The organism is Flavobacterium bernardetii (genome assembly GCF_011305415.1).
Classification (GTDB): Bacteria; Bacteroidota; Bacteroidia; order Flavobacteriales; family Flavobacteriaceae; genus Flavobacterium; species Flavobacterium bernardetii.
This window is the reverse complement of record NZ_JAANOQ010000005.1, coordinates 101,965-121,859: the sequence shown is the minus strand read 5'-3', so window position 1 is coordinate 121,859 and position 19,895 is coordinate 101,965. Positions and strand designations below refer to the sequence as shown.

General features: G+C 32.3%; 14 protein-coding genes. 4 read left to right on the top strand and 10 right to left on the bottom strand.

Annotated features, from left to right (window positions below; all coding sequences use genetic code 11):
• Positions 1-24: 24 nt before the first annotated feature.
• The 8 genes from G6N05_RS10385 to G6N05_RS10350 all read right to left on the bottom strand — a co-directional run bounded on the left by G6N05_RS10385 (position 25) and on the right by G6N05_RS10350 (position 7,385).
• Positions 25-420, bottom strand: coding sequence for a response regulator (locus tag G6N05_RS10385; protein WP_166128299.1), 396 nt, complete (start codon positions 418-420; stop codon positions 25-27).
• Positions 410-1,696, bottom strand: a complete 1,287-nt coding sequence (locus G6N05_RS15770) for a sensor histidine kinase (RefSeq protein ID WP_166128294.1) — start codon at positions 1,694-1,696, stop codon at positions 410-412. The genes G6N05_RS10385 and G6N05_RS15770 overlap by 11 nt, the downstream gene beginning before the upstream one ends.
• Before the next feature lie 339 nt (positions 1,697-2,035).
• Complete coding sequence (locus G6N05_RS10375) at positions 2,036-2,563, bottom strand: helix-turn-helix domain-containing protein (protein ID WP_166128291.1); 528 nt, start codon at positions 2,561-2,563, stop codon at positions 2,036-2,038.
• Positions 2,564-2,934: 371 nt separating this feature from the next.
• On the bottom strand, positions 2,935-4,365 hold the full coding sequence (pyk, locus tag G6N05_RS10370) for a pyruvate kinase (RefSeq protein WP_166128287.1): 1,431 nt from the start codon (positions 4,363-4,365) through the stop codon (positions 2,935-2,937).
• Positions 4,366-4,367: 2 nt separating this feature from the next.
• Positions 4,368-4,838 carry an IPExxxVDY family protein gene (locus G6N05_RS10365; protein ID WP_166128282.1) on the bottom strand — a complete coding sequence of 157 codons (471 nt, stop codon included), beginning with the start codon at positions 4,836-4,838 and terminating at the stop codon, positions 4,368-4,370.
• A 109-nt stretch (positions 4,839-4,947) separates the two neighbouring features.
• The gene (gene rnc / locus G6N05_RS10360; RefSeq protein WP_166128278.1) at positions 4,948-5,697 is read right to left on the bottom strand and encodes a ribonuclease III; all 750 of its coding nucleotides are present in this window, start codon (positions 5,695-5,697) and stop codon (positions 4,948-4,950) included.
• A 3-nt stretch (positions 5,698-5,700) separates the two neighbouring features.
• Positions 5,701-6,954, bottom strand: coding sequence for a beta-ketoacyl-ACP synthase II (gene fabF, locus G6N05_RS10355; protein WP_166128273.1), 1,254 nt, complete (start codon positions 6,952-6,954; stop codon positions 5,701-5,703).
• Positions 6,955-7,148: 194 nt separating this feature from the next.
• The gene (locus G6N05_RS10350) at positions 7,149-7,385 is read right to left on the bottom strand and encodes an acyl carrier protein (protein WP_007137004.1); all 237 of its coding nucleotides are present in this window, start codon (positions 7,383-7,385) and stop codon (positions 7,149-7,151) included.
• A gap of 246 nt (positions 7,386-7,631) precedes the next feature.
• On the opposite strand from G6N05_RS10350, the gene purN reads away from it, so the two are divergent.
• Together purN and rnhA are read left to right on the top strand one after the other, a co-directional pair.
• Positions 7,632-8,195, top strand: coding sequence for a phosphoribosylglycinamide formyltransferase (gene purN, locus G6N05_RS10345; protein WP_166128268.1), 564 nt, complete (start codon positions 7,632-7,634; stop codon positions 8,193-8,195).
• A gap of 92 nt (positions 8,196-8,287) precedes the next feature.
• Complete coding sequence (gene rnhA / locus G6N05_RS10340; protein WP_166128265.1) at positions 8,288-8,767, top strand: ribonuclease HI; 480 nt, start codon at positions 8,288-8,290, stop codon at positions 8,765-8,767.
• A 103-nt stretch (positions 8,768-8,870) separates the two neighbouring features.
• Here rnhA and thiL read toward each other — a convergent pair whose 3' ends face one another.
• Both thiL and G6N05_RS10330 read right to left on the bottom strand, forming a co-directional pair.
• Positions 8,871-9,926 carry a thiamine-phosphate kinase gene (thiL, locus tag G6N05_RS10335; protein ID WP_166128262.1) on the bottom strand — a complete coding sequence of 352 codons (1,056 nt, stop codon included), beginning with the start codon at positions 9,924-9,926 and terminating at the stop codon, positions 8,871-8,873.
• Between the two features lie 421 nt (positions 9,927-10,347).
• Complete coding sequence (locus G6N05_RS10330; protein WP_317167482.1) at positions 10,348-10,827, bottom strand: regulatory protein RecX; 480 nt, start codon at positions 10,825-10,827, stop codon at positions 10,348-10,350.
• Between the two features lie 189 nt (positions 10,828-11,016).
• Here G6N05_RS10330 and G6N05_RS10325 point away from each other — a divergent pair, with 189 nt between their 5' ends.
• Both G6N05_RS10325 and G6N05_RS10320 read left to right on the top strand, forming a co-directional pair.
• On the top strand, positions 11,017-15,516 hold the full coding sequence (locus G6N05_RS10325) for a GEVED domain-containing protein (RefSeq protein WP_166128259.1): 4,500 nt from the start codon (positions 11,017-11,019) through the stop codon (positions 15,514-15,516).
• Between the two features lie 113 nt (positions 15,517-15,629).
• On the top strand, positions 15,630-19,862 hold the full coding sequence (locus G6N05_RS10320; RefSeq protein ID WP_166128256.1) for a T9SS sorting signal type C domain-containing protein: 4,233 nt from the start codon (positions 15,630-15,632) through the stop codon (positions 19,860-19,862).
• The last annotated feature ends 33 nt before the right edge of the window (positions 19,863-19,895 follow it).

Here is a 19,895-nt window from a genome sequence, read left to right as displayed (position 1 = left end):
TTTCTTAATCTGCGCTATTTTTTTTTAAATAGATTGTACCATTTCCTGAAACTGAATTACAGATAACGGTTTACTAAACAATTTTTTTACATAGCAATTTTCATTGGCTCTTTTTAAATCGTTAGGATCTAAAGATGAGGAAAGCATAAAAATTAGTGTTTTCTTTTTTAAGTCATCTGGAAGCGCATCATATTGCACAAGAAATTCAAAACCATCCATTTGAGGCATTTTTATATCCAATAAAATGATTAACTGATTATTTGTAGTATAGTTAAATTTATAAAGCCATTCCATTCCTTGCTTTCCATCACTAACTACATTAAATTGAAAATCATTAAAAGTGTTTTTTAGCAATTTTGTGGTAATGAGTTGGTCAATTAAATTGTCTTCTATAAGTAAAAAGGCTACATTAGTTTCCATGATAATTAGGTAAAGTAATTGTAAAAATAGTTCCTTCTTTAATTTTAGAACTTGCTGTAATAGTTCCGCCAAGAACTTGAACGGCTTCCATTGTAATATAAAGTCCTAAGCCTGAACCAATATTATGATTCATGCCAAAAAACATTTCAAAAATTCGAGGTAAAATGTCTTCATTAATTCCGAGTCCATTATCCTCTATCTCAATTTTGAACACATCATTTTCTTTAAAAACTTTTATTTCAATTTTCTTTTCTGATTTTTCAGGATCACTGTATTTAATCGCATTGGAAATCAAATTATTGAAAATTATTTTTAATCGTAAAACATCGCAATATATTTCATCAATTTCTAAATTTTTCTCTATTTTGATGTTTTTTGTGTTATCATTATGAGCATATTGCTGAACAATACTATCAATCAATTGATTTAAGTTTACTGCTTCTAATGTTTTATCTACTCTCTTATTTCGAGAGTAATCAATAATATCCATGATGAACTGATCTTGCCTAGAAATGGTTTGATCCATTAGTTCAAAATAATATTTAACCTGTCCTAAATCTTCCTCTTCTTTTGCAATTTGCACGAGTCCTTTTAGCGACGTTAATGGGGAACGTAAATCGTGGGAAGCACTGTAAACAAATCTGTCTAATTCTTTATTAGCGAGTGTAAGATTATCGTTTTTTAATTCAATTTCTTTTGTTGATTGCAATAATTTTTTCATCATAATAGAAAAGTATATGCCGACACAACTAATGATAATCATAATAAAAAAAACATTAGCAAAAATCAGATAACTTTTCATTTTCGATGAACCGTTTACTATTGCATCTGTAAAATTTCTTTCAATGATGGTGAATTTTTCACTTATAACTTCAATTTTTAGTAATAAAATATTTCTCTCTGCATCCGTTAAAGTTGACGAAACAACTTTTTTATGAACTTCATTTCCAACTTGGGTTAACGTATCAGTAAGCACGTTTGCTTTTCCCCAAATCTCAAAAGCATTGGAAAACAAAGACACGTTTTTAAATTTTTTAAACAACCATATGATATCATCAAGATCTTCTTCTTTATTTCTACCAGCTCTAAGTCCAACTTTTACTAATTCATCATCGGGATTACTATTTAATGTATTTAGCGCCAATTTGTCGCCCTGAATTACCTTTATTTCTCTTAAATAGAAATCCCAATACTTAGTATTATTAGTATGTACATAGTTTGTAAGATAATATACAGCATCTTTTTGAGCTTTGGAATATTGGGATTCGCCAGTCACATACGCTCTTTTAGCGGACAAAATCCGTATAGTAGAAAAATTTAAATAAATTAGTGAAGCGCACGAGAAGAAGATAACACTAAAAAGAAAGTATACACTTGGATATTTTGTAGTATTAGTTTTTTTCTCATTCATAAGCATGTGATAAAAGTTTTTTTTTCATCATTAAACATATGGAATTATCTTTTAAACATTGTAAATTTTGGTTTGTATTCATTCGTTGTTTATGATAATTCTGTAAAAAAATACTACTGGGGATATAATGAACTCTAAAGTGCTACTTTTCAGTTAAATAGCCAATTAAAAAGTCAATTAATTTCTAAATTCAGAAATACACTATTATTCTTTTTTCATAAATTGTAAAATAATCTTTTCTTCAGCTTGAAGGACTTCTTTTTCAATTTTACATTTTGTAATCATCGCTAAACCATTTTTGTTTAATTCAGCTAAGGATTTTCTTTCTATTGTTTTTAAGAGGTGACTTTCCAATTTTCCATTTTCAGTATCTTGTTTTTCCAAATACTTCGTAAGTTGAAACGCAGATAAATTAGCCTTATATTTTTTTTCAAGGACATTTAATTTTTTCTCTACTTTCAATTGTTTGAAATGGTTTTCTTTTCTCATTTCTTCTAAAGCTTTTCCTTTTTGTATCGCTTGCGCTTTTAATAAAGAAGTAGTATCGGCTGATTTGGGAGCATTTTCTTGCAGATAGCGAAACATATCAGCTAATTGTAATACAGCAGAAGTAGGTAACTCTCTTTTGCTGGTTTCATACATCGCTAATTGACTACGAGATACTTTTAACAGTTTCGCCAAATTTTCTTGTGAAATTCCAAACGTATCTCTTATGTTCTCTCTTTTTTTCATAGCTTTTATTTTGTGACAATTTACAATTTTAATTATTATTTGTTACGTTTTTGTCACATTTTTTATCAAACCAAAAATATTGTCACAAATCTGAGACAGATAATTTAAAATATTAAATTCTGTCACGGTTTATTTAATTGAGTTTTTAAATATAATTATGAAAGTTTAGAGAAGGGTTTAGAAGTAATTTATTAGATTTGTTTTAAGAGTAAATAGTAGCACGGATTGCAAATCCGCGCCTTCGGATTTAGATTGTGTAAATCCCGTAGGGATGGTATATTTAGTAATAATGGATTTTAATCCATTTGATGTAAAACAAAAAACCAGCCTAAACATTAGACTGGTTTTTATATTTTAAATAGTTTTTAAACTTACTCTATATCAGAAATTCTTAACGTGTTTACCATTCCTTTGTTGGCAATTGGCATCGAAGCTAGGTTAATAACCATATCGCCTTTTTGAACGTAGTTCATTTCTTTACAGATTTTATTGATGTCATCAATGGTGTCATCTGTACTTGTAAATTTATCGTAGAAGAACGCTCTAACTCCCCAAAGTAAATTCAGTTGCGTTAAAATTCTTTCGTTGGATGTAAATACTAAAATATGAGCATGTGGTCTCCAAGCCGAAATTTGAAAAGCGGTGTAACCACTATTTGTTAAAGTAGTAACGGCTTTAGCATTGATACTATCCGCCATTGAAGCCGCATGGTAACAAATTGATTTTGTAATGTATCTATTGTTCTTTTTTGTTGGCGCAATATGAGGCACATTAATAAGCGGAGAATCTTCTACACTTTCAATAATGCTTGTCATCGTTTCAATCACTTGAACCGGATAATTTCCTACTGAAGTTTCTCCAGAAAGCATTACGGCATCCGCACCATCCATTACCGAGTTGGCAACGTCATTTACTTCCGCTCTGGTTGGCGTTAAACTTATAATCATCGTTTCCATCATTTGAGTGGCAACAATGACTGGAATACGCGCTAATTTCGCTTTCAAAATTAGTTTTTTCTGAATTAACGGTACTTCTTGTGCAGGAACTTCCACTCCTAAATCGCCACGAGCTACCATTAATCCATCGCATGCAATTACAATTTCGTCAATATTTTCAACCGCTTCTGGTTTTTCAATTTTGGCTACAATTGGAATTTTATGTTCGGAATGTTTTGCAATTAAATCTTGTAAATCTTTAATATCTTCTTTGGTTCTAACGAATGAAAGTGCCATCCAATCTACTTTGTTCTCACAAGCGAAAATCGCATCTTTAATATCTTTTACCGTTAATGCTGGTAATGAAACTTTTGTATTAGGTAAGTTGACTCCTTTTTTAGATTTTAATGGTCCACCTTGAATGACTTTACAAACCACTTCATCAATTCTATTGGTTTCTAGCGCTTCGAACATTAGTTTTCCATCGTCTAATAAAATTCTTTCACCCGGATTCACATCTTTTGGAAATTCTTTATAGTTCATATAAACTCTTTCGGCAGTTCCAGCAACATCTTCTGAAGTTTGAAACGTAATAATATCACCTGGATTCACTACAACATCTTCTTTCATCACACCCACACGTAATTTCGGCCCTTGTAAATCGGCTAAAATAGAAGTGGTGTATCCAAACTCTTTGTTTAATTCTCTAATGATGTCTATTTTTTCTTTGACATCTGTGTAATCTGCATGTGAAAAGTTAATTCGGAAAACATTAACTCCAGCGTCAATCATTTGTTTAATTACTTCCTTACTACTGCAAGCTGGCCCTAATGTGGCAACAATTTTTGTTTTTTTATTTGTAAGCATTTTTAAAAAATTAAATTGTTTATCGATTTTAAATTATCTGTATCTACTTTATAAATCGTAGAGACATTTGGTATGGTACTTATGTTTTGTATAATTTCTTCACTTTTGAAATTGGGCTCTACGTTATCTATTTTTAATAAATAATCGGCGGTTTTTAATTCGGGAATCAAATTCATAGTGATGCTATCTTCTTCAAAAAAACCTACATTTTGTTTGTTCGAATTAAAATTGGTTTGATTTTTTATCAGTTCCCAAGTGATATCTTGTTTCAAATCGTCATAACTAAACCTTGAAAATTTTCCAGTTCCGTCATTCGATTTAATGGTAATTTCGTTATCGTTTTTGGCTAATAAAACGTTCAATTTTAAATTGATTAAAAAGCTTAATTTAAAATCTTTTAAATTCGTGTGAATCGCAAGTAACTCAAAATCATTTGATTCAAAATCGTCTAATGTAAGTTTAAGATTCGCCATTCTGTTTTTTAATAATTACAAAGATAGGTTTAAAAAGTAGGATACAGTTGTAAAATAGGTTTCTAAACCATTAAATTTTTAATTCAAACGTTGTAGTTAATAAAAACTTTTATGATTTGTTTTCAATTCTATCTTGCAAAGCAAAAAACGCTCTTTTAGCAGCGGTTTCTTCGGCTTTTTTCTTAGAAGTTGCTCTGGCTTTGCTAATTACTTCATTATCCATTAATAATTTAACACCAAAATGTTTCACGCCTTCTTTGCCGTCATCTTCAAAAACTTCAAATTTAAAATTGATTTTTTCTTTCTGACACCATTCGATAATTAAACTTTTATAGCTGATCACTTTGCCTTCTAATCGAGCAATATCAACATAAGGCTTGATAATTTTTTCATGAATGAACTTTTCGCAAAATGGAAAACCTTTATCTAAATAAATGGCTCCGATGAAAGCTTCGCATAAATTTCCGTGAATATTATCGCCAAAATGAGAAGGATTGACTTTACTTTCGATGAAATCCACCAAATGGAAATCGCGCCCCAATTCATTCAAATGCTCTCTACTCACAATTTTAGAACGCATTTTAGTTAAATAGCCTTCGTCACCAGTTGGTACTTTTTTGTATAAATGTGCGGCAATTACACTACCTAACATCGCATCGCCTAAAAATTCTAAACGTTCATAACTAATTGGGTAACCGTTTTCATCAACTTTATTAGAAGAACGATGTGTAAAAGCGTGTTTGTAAAATTCTTCAGAGTTGGGTTTGAAACCTAGAATTTTGGTTATTTTTCCAAAAAAAACCCCGTCTTGATTAGAAGATGGGGATTTTTTCAATATTTTTTTTAAAATTCTGCGCATGAATTATTCTTCTATTTTTTTGAAAAGCACACAAGCATTGTGTCCACCAAATCCAAAAGTGTTACTCATAGCTACTTTAATTTCTCTTTTTTGAGGAACATTTAAAGTTAAATTTAATGACGGATCGATATTTTCATCAACCGTTGTGTGGTTAATTGTTGGAGGAACAATACTATGTTTCATCGCTAGGATAGAAGCAATAGCTTCAATAGCGCCAGCAGCTCCTAACAAGTGACCTGTCATTGATTTTGTAGAATTGATATTAATGTTTTTAGCGTGAGTTCCAAAAACGTGACTGATTGCTTTTAATTCGGCAACATCACCTAATGGTGTTGACGTTCCGTGTGTGTTAATATGATCAACATCTTCTGGTTTCATTCCTGCATCACGTAATGTATTTTCCATTACTGCAATAACTCCAATTCCTTCTGGATGTGGAGCCGTTAAGTGATACGCATCAGATGACATTCCACCACCACCAACTTCACAATATATTTTTGCACCACGTGCTTTTGCGTGTTCGTATTCTTCAAAAACTAATGCACCAGCACCTTCACCTAAAACAAATCCATCTCTGTTAGCGTCAAATGGTCTTGAAGCCGTTTCAGGAGAATCGTTTCTTGTTGATAAAGCTTGCATTGAGTTAAATCCGCCCATTCCTGCAATCGTTACAGCTGCTTCAGAACCACCAGAAACAATCACATCACACATTCCTAAACGAATGTAGTTGAAAGCGTCAATCATAGCATTTGCTGAAGAAGCACAAGCAGAAACTGTTGTATAGTTTGGACCCATAAAGCCATTTCTCATAGAAATATGAGCTGGAGCAATATCGGCAATCATTTTAGGGATAAAGAAAGGATTGAAACGAGGTGTTCCGTCACCTTTAGCATAACTTAGTACTTCTTCTTGGAACGTTTCTAAACCTCCAATTCCAGCACCCCAAATTACACCCACTCTTTTTTTATCTACATTTGAATCTAAAATCCCAGCATCTGCAATAGCTTGCTCACCAGCTACAATAGCGTATTGAGCAAATTTATCCATACGTCTTGCTTCTTTTCTATCGATAAATTCTTCGATATTGAAGTTTTTGACTTCACAAGCAAATTTTGTTTTATGTTTTTCAGTGTCATAATAAGTAATTGGTGCCGCACCGCTTTTTCCGCTAATTAAGGCATCCCAATATTCTTGAATGTTGTTTCCAATTGGAGTTAAAGCTCCAAGTCCTGTAACTACTACACGTTTTAATTGCATAAATATTTTTTTAGTTATATAGAAAAACCCAATGTATCATATTATAAATATAAACATTGGGTATTACATAAATGTCTTATGTTGAATGATTGTAATACAATCAATGTTTTTACAAATCTAAACAAAGATTTTTAAAAACAGAAACAAAAATAACAACATCCGTATAAAAATAAATTTACACGGATGAATGGTTATTATTTCTTAGCTTCTTCGATGTAAGAAATTGCTTGACCTACAGTAGCAATGTTTTCAGCTTGGTCGTCTGGAATTTGGATATCAAATTCTTTTTCGAATTCCATAATAAGCTCTACAGTGTCCAATGAATCAGCACCTAAATCGTTAGTGAAGCTTGCTTCTGTTACTACTTCGTTTTCGTCAACACCTAATTTGTCCACGATAATCGCTTTTACTCTTGATGCAATGTCTGACATAATTTTTAATTTTTAATTTATTTGTTGGCAAAAATAAAAAACTTTATTTTAAAACAACATTTTTGTTAGTAAATATAACTACGAATTTATAAAAAAAACTTTCAATGGCCTAATTCTCTATACTTTTACTTTAAAAAATATTTTTATTTCTTTTGTTTTTAGTGTCTAAACCTAAAGGAATTTATACTTTTGTGTGAAATTTAGACGATTTATTGTTGTAATAAGTTGAAAAAAAAGAGATTTATCATGAAAAAGATTGTACTTTTTGCTTCTGGCAATGGTTCTAATGCAGAAAACATAATGGCACATTTCGAGAAATCGGGTCAAGGAACTGTAGTCGGTGTGTTCACAAACAATTCACATGCCAAAGTGATTGAAAGAGCAAAAAAGTTTCAAGTTCCAACGTATGTGTTCAACAAAACCGAGCTTTCAGATGATACTGTTTTAAACAACTTACAAGAATTACAACCTGATTTAATTGTTTTAGCAGGTTTCTTATTGAAATTCCCTGTTCATATTATAAATGCCTTTCCGAATAAAGTCATAAATATTCATCCCGCTTTGTTGCCAAATTATGGTGGAAAAGGAATGTATGGTATGAACGTGCACAACGCCGTATTGGAAAAAAAAGAAAAAGAAACCGGCATTACGGTACATTATGTCAATGAACATTTTGATGAAGGCGAATTCATTTTTCAAGCGAATGTAGCTATAGAAAATTGTACAACAGCAGAAGAAATCGCACAAAAAATTCACGAATTAGAAATGGAGCATTTTCCGAAAGTGATAGTAAGATTGTTAGAAGGTTAGATTTTAGACTTCTTAGAAAGTCAAATCCGCTAAATTTTCTTAATTTCAACATCTAACAAATCCAATAAATCTAAAAATCTAATAAATCTAACATGTCCTACCAAGTTCACATATATACAGATGGCGCTGCCAAAGGAAATCCTGGTCCAGGTGGTTATGGTGTGGTGATGGAAATGGTGGGCACGCCATATAAAAAAGAGTTTTTTGAAGGATTTAGACATACGACTAATAACCGAATGGAATTATTAGGCGTAATTGTAGGTTTAGAGAAATTAAAAGCACCGAAAACATCAGTTCTAGTCGTTTCAGATTCTAAATATGTGGTGGATTCTGTAGAGAAAGGTTGGGTTTTTGGTTGGGAGAAAAAATCTTTCAAGGACCGAAAAAACCCCGATTTATGGATGCGATTTTTAAAAATTTACCGTCAACATAATGTGAAATTCGTGTGGATAAAAGGACATAATAATCATCCTCAAAACGAACGTTGTGATGAATTAGCTGTTATGGCATCGCAACAAAAAAATCTAAACATAGATACTTTTTACGAAACCGAAGAACAAAAATTGATGTAAATAGTTCTGAATATAACCAATAAAAAAGACCTGACAAATTCTAAAATCTGTTAGGTCTTTTTTTTAGATACTGAAACAAGTTTTCAGTATGACAAAAATTGATTTATTCTTGTTCTTCCATTAAACTATTCCAACCTCTGGCTTTTAATTCAATTTTGGTGTTGGCACGAGTGACTAAATGCATGCCTTCACTTTCTGCAACCATGTGTCCAATTATTGTAAAGTTTGGATTGTGTTTTATTTTTTCGAAATCTTCCATTTTAATGGTGAAAAGCAATTCGTAATCTTCACCACCGTTTAAAGCAATTGTGGTAATATCTACATTAAATTCTTCGCACACATTAATTAATTGTGGATCAACCGGAATTTTTTCTTCGTATAAATTACAACCTAATTTACTTTGCTTACAAATGTGCATCACTTCAGAGGATAAACCATCCGAAATGTCAATCATTGATGTTGGTTGAACTTCTAATTTTTCTAATAATTCTTTTACGTCATTTCTAGCTTCAGGCTTTAATTGACGTTCTATTAAATACGTATAATCGTCTAAAATAGGTTGGTTATTTGGGTTAACTTGAAATACTTGTTTTTCTCTTTCTAACACTTGTAAGCCCATATATGCTGCGCCTAAATCGCCAGAAACCACTAATAAATCGGTTTGTTGTGCGCCACTTCTGTATGCGATATCTTCTAAATTAGCTTCGCCAATAGCTGTAATACTGATGATTAATCCTTTTTGAGAAGAAGTGGTGTCGCCACCAATTACATCTACATTATAAGTGTTAGCGGCTAAAGTGATTCCAGCAAAAAGTTCTTCCATTGCTTCTAAAGGAAAACGATTAGAAACGGCAACCGAAACAGTAACCTGAGTTGGCACTGCGTTCATTGCACAAATATCAGAAATGTTTGAAACAATAGCTTTGTATCCTAAATGTTTCAATGGCATATAACTTAAATCGAAATGTACGCCTTCGACTAGTAAATCGGTAGAAATAACTACTTTTTTATCTGCAAAATCTAAAACAGCTGCATCGTCACCAATACCTTTAAGCGTGCTTTTTTGATTGATTTTGAAATGTTTGGTTAAATGTTCAATTAATCCGAATTCACCTAAACTAGCAATGCTGGTTCTTTTTTGATCTTTATTTTCTAACATGTAGTTTTCTTTTTTGCAAAGTTATAGCTTTTAGGTGCAACAAAAAAACGAATATTTTCTTAATATGATTTTGTTGAGGTTAACTTTTATATAACACTAACTCCGGTTTCATATAATATTGATACTCTAATTTTGCGCCTGTAAAATATAAAACATTTAAAAATGAATATAGAATTAAGGGAAGATAAAACATGTTTTTGGTGGATGATATCTTTTCAATTACAATTAGGGATATTCTTTTTTTTATTGGTTTGTTTGATGTTAGCTTGTTAAGAATTTGAGTGTGTAGTTTTATAAAGTATGTCAAAGTAGTTGTGTAATTTGAAATACTTGCCAATTTCATTTAAAAAAAACGTTTCTAGTAGTTTGTCGTTATAATTTAAGTGAAAATGAGAGAAAAGGTTGGGATTTCCAGCCTTTTTTATTTGTCTAATTCTTTTAGTTTTTCGAAAATTAAACTCGTTTCATATCCTTTTCGAAGTAGAAAATCGACGAATTTTTTATTTTTCTTTTGTCCTTTTCGTTCTTTGATAGAATCCCAATTTTTTTCTGCAAGTGCATGAAAGTTTTCAAGATATATTTCGTTGGGAAGTTCAAGCAAAGCTAAATCGATGTTTCTTTTAGAAATTTCTCTGAATTTTAATTCTTGAACAATTCTGTTTTTACCCCAACCTTTATAGTTGTGCTTGCCTCTTGCAAAACTTTTTGCAAAACGTTCTTCATCTATATATTTATTTTCGATAAGATGAACGATAACTTTCTCTTTTAATTCTGGAATTAAGGTAAAGTTACGTAATTTTTGCTCTACTTCTTTATGACAACGGTCTTGGTAGGAACAATAAAATTCCATTTTATTAATTACCTCATTTGTAGTAAGTTCAGTGTTTTTAGGGTTTTCCAATTTGTTAACAATTTATTCATGTAAATAATCTACAAAACTACATTTATTATTATAATTTTGTATAAATTTGTCGCCCTTTGTTTAAAAAAGACTAAGGATTTATAAAAAAATAGAAATATAAATATAAATAATTTGTTTGGTAGTTTTTCTTAAAATACTATGCAGGCATAATATTAAACCCCTCAAATGATGAAAAATAATTACGTTACGAAATTAACCTTACTGATTTTTACTTTATTGTGCTCCGTTTTAAGTTGGGGGCAGGCAACATTGCCAGTTTCGAGAACTGTATGGGATTCAACACCAACTGGTTGGACTGATACTCCTTTACTTTCTTATTTATCTACATTTGCTTGTTCTGGTTCAAATGGAGCAAGATTTGACAATAGTGCCCAATTAAAGATAGTGAATTTTGATTCTGCTCCTAATCAATTATCATTTGTAGTTAAATCAAATACTACAGCATCTACATCGGTATTGCTAGTTGAAGAATCTGCTGACGGATTAAGTTACACCTCTGTAATTAGTTTAACTGGAACTGCGGGACTACCAACAACATGTACAACAAGAGGACCGTATACATTAAACTCTACGTCTAGATATGTAAGATGGACTTTCACTAAAGGTTCATCAAATATGACAATGGATGATGTAAATATTACTGTAGCTGCAGGCCCAACTCCAGATATTGTATTAAGTTCAGCAAATCCTGCTGCTCCAGCTGCAAATATTACAGAAGGCTCCTTAAACAATGTGGTTTATGCCTTTAATACGGCTGTTACTACGGCAAATGCAACATTAAATTCGGTAAACTTTACAACTACGGGTACTTATGCTGCTGGTAATATTACTAATTTCAAATTATGGTATTCTACAGATGCTGTTTTTAATAGCGTAACAGATACAAATATAAAAACCATAACAACTGGTTTGGGTACAGGTGCACATCCTTTTTCTACATTATCACAAGTTATAGCAAATGGTGCAACAGGATACTTTTTTATTACAGCTGATTTGCCTTGTCCTTCAACTGCCTTAAATACTTTAGGAATAAATGCCATTACAACTGCCAACTTAACTTTTGCTTCTGGAAATAAATCGGGAACTGCATTTGCAAGTGGTACACAAACTATTCAGGATGATATTCCAACAAATGTTACAGGCGCTGTAACTTCAAGTTGTGTATCTAATGCATCAACAGTGGGATGGTCATTGCCAACCAATTGTTATGATAATATATTGATATTTGCTACAAATAGTTCGTTTACTGCAACTTTACCAACTGGTAATGGTAGTACTTATACAGCAAATACCGTTTTTTCAAGCGGTACAGCTTTTGATGGTGGATTTTGTGTCTATAAAGGTTCAACTTCTACAGTTACTGTAACTGGATTGACGAATGGTGTAAATTACACGTATAAAATTTTTACTCGTAATGGTTCAACTTGGTCAAGTGGTGTTGAAGTTTCATGTATTCCAGTAGGTTCTCTTTATTGTCCTTCAAATGGGAATACTACATTTCAAACTTCTCTAACAAACGTTACTTTAAACACAATAAATAATACTTCAGCGAAACCTTCTGGTTATTCTGATTATACTTCTTCAATTTCAACAAATTTACAACAAGGAGTAACGTATTCATTATCTGCAAGAATTAATACTCATGGGAATTATACCGTTTTAGGTTTTGCTTGGATAGATTTCAACCAAGATGGCGATTTTGTTGATGTTGGTGAAGCTATAGATTTAGGTTCAGCAGTAAATGTAGTAGACGGAATAACTAGTTCTTCTCCTGTAGCAATTACTGTGCCTATTAATGCAGTGCCTGGAGTAACTAGAATGAGAGTTATTGCTACCTATGACGGTGATTCATCTCCATGTTTAACTGGTTTTGATGGTGAAGTTGAAGATTATGCAATTAATATTACAGCTGCGTGTGTACCTACACATTCAGTAGCTTCTTTTGCTCCTACATCTGGTCCTACTGGAACGGATGTTACAATAAATGGTACAGGTTTTACAGCTGGTACAACTGTTACTTTTAATGGAATTGCAGCTACTGTAGTTTTTGTAAACGCAACTCAGATTATAGCAACTGTTCCTGCTGGTTCAACAACTGGTACAATAAAAGTAAATGAAGCGGGTTGTAATTTATATGTTACACCAGTGTTTACTCAGACCAAACAATCTGGTGTGTGTTCTAGTGGAAACAATTTAAACGATTTAATTATTTCTGAAGTATATGATTCTGTTGCGAACAATTCTTGGTATATGGAATTATATAATCCAACTGGAACTGCAATTAATTTAGATGCGGTAGGGGCAAATTATAAATTAATTAGATATGGAGATATTGGAACGACAACTGGTTTAAGAAGTGTTGATATCTCAGGTATAATTCCTCCTGGTGGTGTTTATTTAGCAGATATAGGTTCAGATTCTGCTTGTGGAGCATTAGCTTTTGAATATACAAATAAAGGAAACGGAATTAATGAAAATGACGAAATTAGATTAACTAAAAATGATGTTACAGTTGATATCGTTCATTGTCCAAATGAAAAAGGATATACAATTAGACGAAATGCACTAGCAACAGGTCCTTCTGCTACTTATAATGGAGCTGACTGGACATTATTATTAAATGAAACATGTGCCAATTTAGATATTGTTCCTTTTTCTGCAACAAGTTCATTACCATCAATTAGCGCCAATCCAATTGATGTATCAGCTTGTGGAACATTAGCAAGTTTTGTTGTTAATGCAACAGCTTCTGGAGCAGGAGTTTTAACTTATCAATGGTATTATAATGACAATGTTGCTTCAGGATGGTCAGTTGTAAATGCAGGTTCATTTGCAGGTGTTACTGTAACTGGAAATACAAGTGCAAATTTAAATTTAAATGGAGCAATTGACACTATAAATGGATACCAATTTTATTGTGCGGTAATTCAAAATGGAACTTGTACACTACTTTCAGATGCTGCACAATTAAAAACACAAAGTACTACATGGAATGGATCGGTTTGGTCTAACGGCACACCAACTTTAACGAAATCAGCAATTTTAGACGGAATATATGTAACCGCTACAAACGGTAACTTTAGCTGTTGTAGTTTAACTGTAAACGCAACAAGAACTTTAACCATCTCTTCTGGAGGTTATGTAGAAGTGCAAAATAGCATTACAACAAATGGAACTTTAGATGTTTTAAGTGACGGTTCATTAGTACAAATTAGTGATCTTGCAGTAAATACAGGAAATATTACATATAATAGAACAGCAAATATTAGAAAACAAGATTATGTATATTGGTCATCTCCAGTTGCTGGGTTTAATAATACTGCAATTTCTCCAACAACACCTTTAGGATTTCAATATAAATGGTTGCCAACAACCGCTGGTGTTAATAATTTCGGAAATTGGACTTATGCTAATGAAACAATGGTTTTAGGTAAAGGATATATTGTTAGAGGTCCAAATGCTTTTTCATTAACAGCATTAGCAAATTATACAGCAACATTTACTGGTGTTCCAAATAATGGAGTAGTAACAATTCCAATTAGTAGAGGTGATTATGATGGTGTAAATTATAACACAGGAGTTTCTACAACACCTGGAACAAAAGAAGATGACAATTGGAATTTAGTTGGAAACCCTTATCCGTCTGCTATTCACGCTGTCAATTTCTTAACTTTAAATACGAATATTGCTGGTTTTGTAAATGTTTGGACACATGGTACATTGCCTTCAACAGCAATAGCGGATCCTTTTTATAATAATTATGCTTATAATTATACACCAGGCGATTATATATCTTATAACGCATCAGGAGCTTCAAGTGGTCCAGGTGTGTTTAATGGAAGAATTGCTGGTGGACAAGGATTTTTGGTATCGATGTTACACACTTCTGTAGCTACAACTGAGAATTTAATTTTTAATAATTCATTAAGAAATAGAACTTACAACAATAGCCAATTTTATAAGTCTACTTCAATAAATAAAAACGAGGAAGAATTAGAAAAACACAGAATTTGGTTCGACTTAGTTTCTTCAACTGGAACTAGCACAAGATCATTATTAGGTTATATAGAAGAAGCTACAAACGGAAAAGATAGATTGTTTGACGCTTTTACAAATGAAAAGCAATCATTTAATATTTTTTCATTAATTGATAATGAACTAATGCTAATTCAAGGTAGAGCACTTCCGTTTGATAGTAACGATAAAGTTACTATTGGTGTAAGTATTCCTCAAGACGGATTATATAAAATCGCTTTAAGTTCGGTAGATGGATTGTTTTCAAATGCAAATCAAAATATCTATATAGAAGATAAGTTATTGAACATAATTTATGACATAAGAACTTCACCATATTCATTTATGGCTACCAAAGGAATAACTAAAGATAGATTTGTAATTCGTTTTACAAACGAAACTGCTTTAGCTAATGAAACGTTTGATGCGAATAATGATGTTGTAGTGGTTTCAAATCAAGAATTAAGCGTAGTATCAAGAAATGAAAAAATTGAAAATATTATTGTTTATGATGTTTTAGGGAGAAAATTATTTGAAGGAAAAAACATAAAAGCAACTGATTTTATTTTGCCAATAAACAAAAGAAATGCACCGTTATTAATAGAAATTGGTTTAGAAAACGGAATTAAAGTAAATAAAAAAACAATATATTAATTTTCGATTTTTATATAAAATTTGTTAAAAAGAGTGATTTTATCACTCTTTTTTTTGTTTTTGCGTAAAAATTAACATAAATTTGATAGTTAAACCCCCTAAAGTATTAAATAATGAAAAAAAATTTACTTTTTTTATTTATGTTTTTTATAACATATTCATTTAGTCAAGAAAATAAAAAAATATCTTCTCAAGAAAAAAATAAGATTGTAAGAAAAGATGATGCTGTAAAAGAATTTTCAAATCAATTGAATAAATCAAGAGCATTTCAACCTACAGGCCTTATTAGATGTGCCACTACTGAGCACAATAAAAGTCTTCAAAAAAACAAACTTGCACCTTCTGATGAAGAATTTGAAAATTGGTTAGCGCCTAAAGTGGCTGAAATCAAAAATAAAAGAAACCAAAAAGCTTTACCTTCAACAATTGTTATTCCAGTTGTAATTCACATTGTACATAATGGTGATGCTGTTGGAACAGGTGAAAACATTTCTTTAGCTCAAGCACTTTCTCAAATCCGAGTATTTAATGAAGATTTTGGTAAATTAGCCGGTACTCCAGGTGATGGAGCTGGTGTGGATACAAGTATTCAATTCTGTTTGGCTCAAGTTGACCCAAATGGTGTTGCGACTAATGGAGTAGTAAGACATAATTTAGGTATAGCTGCTTTAGGTTCTGCGCAGGTAGAAGCAGCAAAAGCTAGTACAATATGGGATCCAACGAAGTATTTAAACATGTGGACTTTCAATTTTGGAGGTGACTTAGCAGGTATTTTAGGGTATGCACAATTTCCTACAGGTTCTGGACTTCCAGGTATGCCTTCAGGGGAGTGTTTTGACGATTCTGGAAGCGGTGCTTCAACAGATGGTGTAGTCTGTGCTTATACAACTTGGGGTTCAAGTTCTTATGCAGCTGGATCTTATGGCGCACCATATGATAAAGGAAGAACAATGACTCATGAAGTAGGTCACATGTTTGGTTTACGCCATATTTGGGGTGATGATGCTTGTCCAGCTTCAGGAGGTAACGTCTATACAAATGAAGATTTCTGTGCAGATACTCCAGCAGCAGCAGCAGCAAATTTTGGTTGCCCTGCAGGTACAAATTCTTGTGCTGCCATTGCAGGAAACGACATGATTCAGAACTATATGGATTACACCGACGATACGTGTATGAGTATTTTTACTCAAGATCAAAAAGATAGAATGCTTGCCGTTTTAATGAATTCTCCAAGAAGAGATGATTTACTAGTTTCTACGGTTTGTTCAGCTGTAGTAACACCAAACATTCAATTTAAAAGACAAGATTGTGATTTTAGACCAGTAAATAGTGTCCTAGAAGGTAGTGCTTGTGCTGGATTTACAGAATTCACAATAGTTTTAGATATAGACAAAGCGCCTTCAGCTAATGCAACTGTTACTTTTGCTGTTGATGGAACTTCTACTGCAAATGCTGCTGACGTACAAATTATGACTCCTACAGTAACATTTCCTGCTGGTTCAACAGCAGATCAAAATTTAGTTGTTAGAGTTTTACATGATGGAGTAGTAGAAGCAGATGAAAATTTAGTTATTTCATTTACGGTAAATGCAAATGGTGGTGATGCATTAGCAAATGCAAACGGAAATACATTTGAATTAACAATTCTTAATGATGATTCAGCTCCAATTCTAACTCAAAGTTATAATCTTATAGATGAAAATTTTGATGATTTATCAGGTTGGTTAGTTTTAGATGGTGACGGCGACACAAGAAACTGGAGTTCATTAACTGGTTTAGACGGTTATGGAACAGCTCCGAATACATTTATTGGAGGAATAGGTTATTCAGAGAAAAGAATTGGTTATTTTGGTGGTGCGACAAGTACAGCCAATCCAAATAATTATTTAATTAGTCCACAAATTGTAATTCCTAATGCAACAACAACGCTTAGTTTGTCATACATAGTTGGTGCTTACGATAATGGCGGTCCAACTAGAAATGCGGGTAATTTTAGCGTGTATTTTACAACAAGTATTGCTAATGAAGCAGCTATTCTTGCTGGAACTTTAATACAATCAAATTTGGTATTGAATGAAGGTACATCGCAATTGATTACACATAACTTAATGACTACGCCTAATTTAATGGGACAAACAGGTTATTTGGTTTTCAGACATAATAATCTTTCGGGTACAAATATTGGATTATTATTGTTAGATTCTGTTAAAATAGCAGTAGTAAAAAACACACTTGTTCAAACGGAAATAAATACACCAACTAGATACGATGCTGTATTGAATTCTTCAGGAAATATGTATGGATATGATGACACTACTAGTAGTATTATTGCAGGGATTACAAACAATACATCAACAAATTATGGCTGTACTTCAATTGAAGTAGATAGAAGTCAAACTTCTGTTGGTGCTGGTTCAGCTTCATTTATTGATACGAATGCAGCGAATAGAATAATGCCAAAAACATATTACGTTACAACGGCTAGCGATACAGCATCAGGTAATTATACGGTTACTTTATATTGTACTGCAGCTGAAGTTACGGCTTGGGAAGCTGCTACAGGAAAATCAAGAACAGCTTTGCAAATTATCAAAGTAATCAACAATCCGATTTCAACAATCAACGCTTCTAATTATACCAATTATTTAATTGAAGAAAAACCAGCTACAATTGGCGCATTTGGTACAGGTGTAACTTTTACAGCTACATTCAATACAAATATGTCTGGTGGTTATGCAATCGGACCAAAAACAGGAATTGTTTGTGGAGATTTAACATCAACTTGGAACGGAACAGCATGGTCTAACGGAGTACCAGGAAAAGTAACTGCGGTAACTTTTGCAGGAAATTATAATTCAACTGCCGATTTAGATGCTTGTTCAGTAACAGTTAATACTGGAGTAAATGTAACGTTTAATGCAGGACATACTTTAATTTCTGGTAATGCAGTTACAGTTAGTGGAACTGGTACATTAACTATAAACAATAATGCCGCATTAAGACAAATAAATGCGGTAGCCAATTCAGGAAATATTATTGTTAGAAGAAATTCTACAGGAATGGTTAAATTGGACTATACAGCTTGGTCTTCTCCAGTTTCTGGACAACAATTACAAGCATTTTCTCCAAGTACATTGCCAAACAGATTTTATCAATATTTATTTACTGGTACTACAACTCCAACTGCTTATCAATCGGTTGTTGCAACTACAAATTTCCAAGCTGGAAAAGGATACATGATCAGAGCAGCAGACAACTGGCCGCTTACATCAACTGTATTTAACGGACAGTTTTCAGGCGTGCCAACAAACGGGGATGTTCCTCAAGCAATCGGAATTGGCTATAATTTATTAGGTAATCCTTATGCGTCACCTATTTCAGCAAATTTATTCTTAGGAGCAAATACCTCTATTTCAACATTGTATTTCTGGACTCATACAGCTCCTGCTGCAGGAGGTGTTTATCCAGTAAATAATTATGCTTCTTATACAACTTTAGGAGGAACGGCATCTGCAGCTGGTGGAGCAACTCCAAACGGAACCATCCAAACAGGTCAAGGTTTCTTCGTAAGAGCAACAGCGGCTGGAAATGCTAATTTCAGTAATGCACAACGTGTTAACGCATCAGTAAGTACTCAATTTTACAGAACTTCTGAAAATATTGCAACTACTTCAGAAGAAGAAAAACACAGAATTTGGTTAAACTTAAATGATGCAACAAATAACTATAACCAAATTTTAGTAGGTTATGTTAATGGTGCTACTAACGGAATTGACAACGGAATTGATGGTGAAGTTTTAGATAAAGATAACACGATGTTATATAATCTAATTAACGATTCTGAATATGTAATTCAAGGTAAAGGTTTACCATTTGCTAATACAGATGAAATTGCATTAGGATTAAAAGCAACAACAGCAGGAACGTACACTATTTCATTAGAAAATGTAGATGGATTATTTACTTCTCAAAATGTATATGTAAAAGACAATGTAACGAATACTATCCACGATATCAAACAAACTCCATATGCATTTACAACTTCTGAAGGTGTATTTAATGACAGGTTTAAAGTTGTATTTAACAACGTAGTTTTAGTTAATCCTGCATTTATTTCAGAAGAAGGTGTTGTGGTGTTTACTCAAAATGAAGAATTAAAAATAAATGCTTCGCATGAAATGGCAAAAGTGGAAGTTTATGATGTTCTTGGAAGAATCATTTATAATAACAAAAATGTAAATGATAAAGTACTAAACATTTCATCAATTGCTAACAGAAACCAAGCGTTATTAGTCAAAATTACTTTCACTACTGGTCAATCAGTTACCAAAAAAGTAATTAAATAAATACAAGAAAATAAATTTTAAATCTCGATTCTG

Bases quoted from the DNA above. Each gene is read 5' to 3' on its own strand.
- G6N05_RS10325 (WP_166128259.1), top strand. From the start codon at position 11,017: ATGAAAAATAATTACGTTACGAAATTAACCTTACTGATTTTTACTTTA.
- purN (WP_166128268.1), top strand. From the start codon at position 7,632: ATGAAAAAGATTGTACTTTTTGCTTCTGGCAATGGTTCTAATGCAGAA.
- G6N05_RS10375 (WP_166128291.1), bottom strand. From the start codon at position 2,563: ATGAAAAAAAGAGAGAACATAAGAGATACGTTTGGAATTTCACAAGAA.
- G6N05_RS10320 (WP_166128256.1), top strand. From the start codon at position 15,630: ATGAAAAAAAATTTACTTTTTTTATTTATGTTTTTTATAACATATTCA.
- G6N05_RS10350 (WP_007137004.1), bottom strand. From the start codon at position 7,385: ATGTCAGACATTGCATCAAGAGTAAAAGCGATTATCGTGGACAAATTA.
- fabF (WP_166128273.1), bottom strand. From the start codon at position 6,954: ATGCAATTAAAACGTGTAGTAGTTACAGGACTTGGAGCTTTAACTCCA.
- G6N05_RS10365 (WP_166128282.1), bottom strand. From the start codon at position 4,838: ATGGCGAATCTTAAACTTACATTAGACGATTTTGAATCAAATGATTTT.
- rnhA (WP_166128265.1), top strand. From the start codon at position 8,288: ATGTCCTACCAAGTTCACATATATACAGATGGCGCTGCCAAAGGAAAT.
- rnc (WP_166128278.1), bottom strand. From the start codon at position 5,697: ATGCGCAGAATTTTAAAAAAAATATTGAAAAAATCCCCATCTTCTAAT.
- pyk (WP_166128287.1), bottom strand. From the start codon at position 4,365: ATGCTTACAAATAAAAAAACAAAAATTGTTGCCACATTAGGGCCAGCT.
- G6N05_RS10385 (WP_166128299.1), bottom strand. From the start codon at position 420: ATGGAAACTAATGTAGCCTTTTTACTTATAGAAGACAATTTAATTGAC.
- thiL (WP_166128262.1), bottom strand. From the start codon at position 9,926: ATGTTAGAAAATAAAGATCAAAAAAGAACCAGCATTGCTAGTTTAGGT.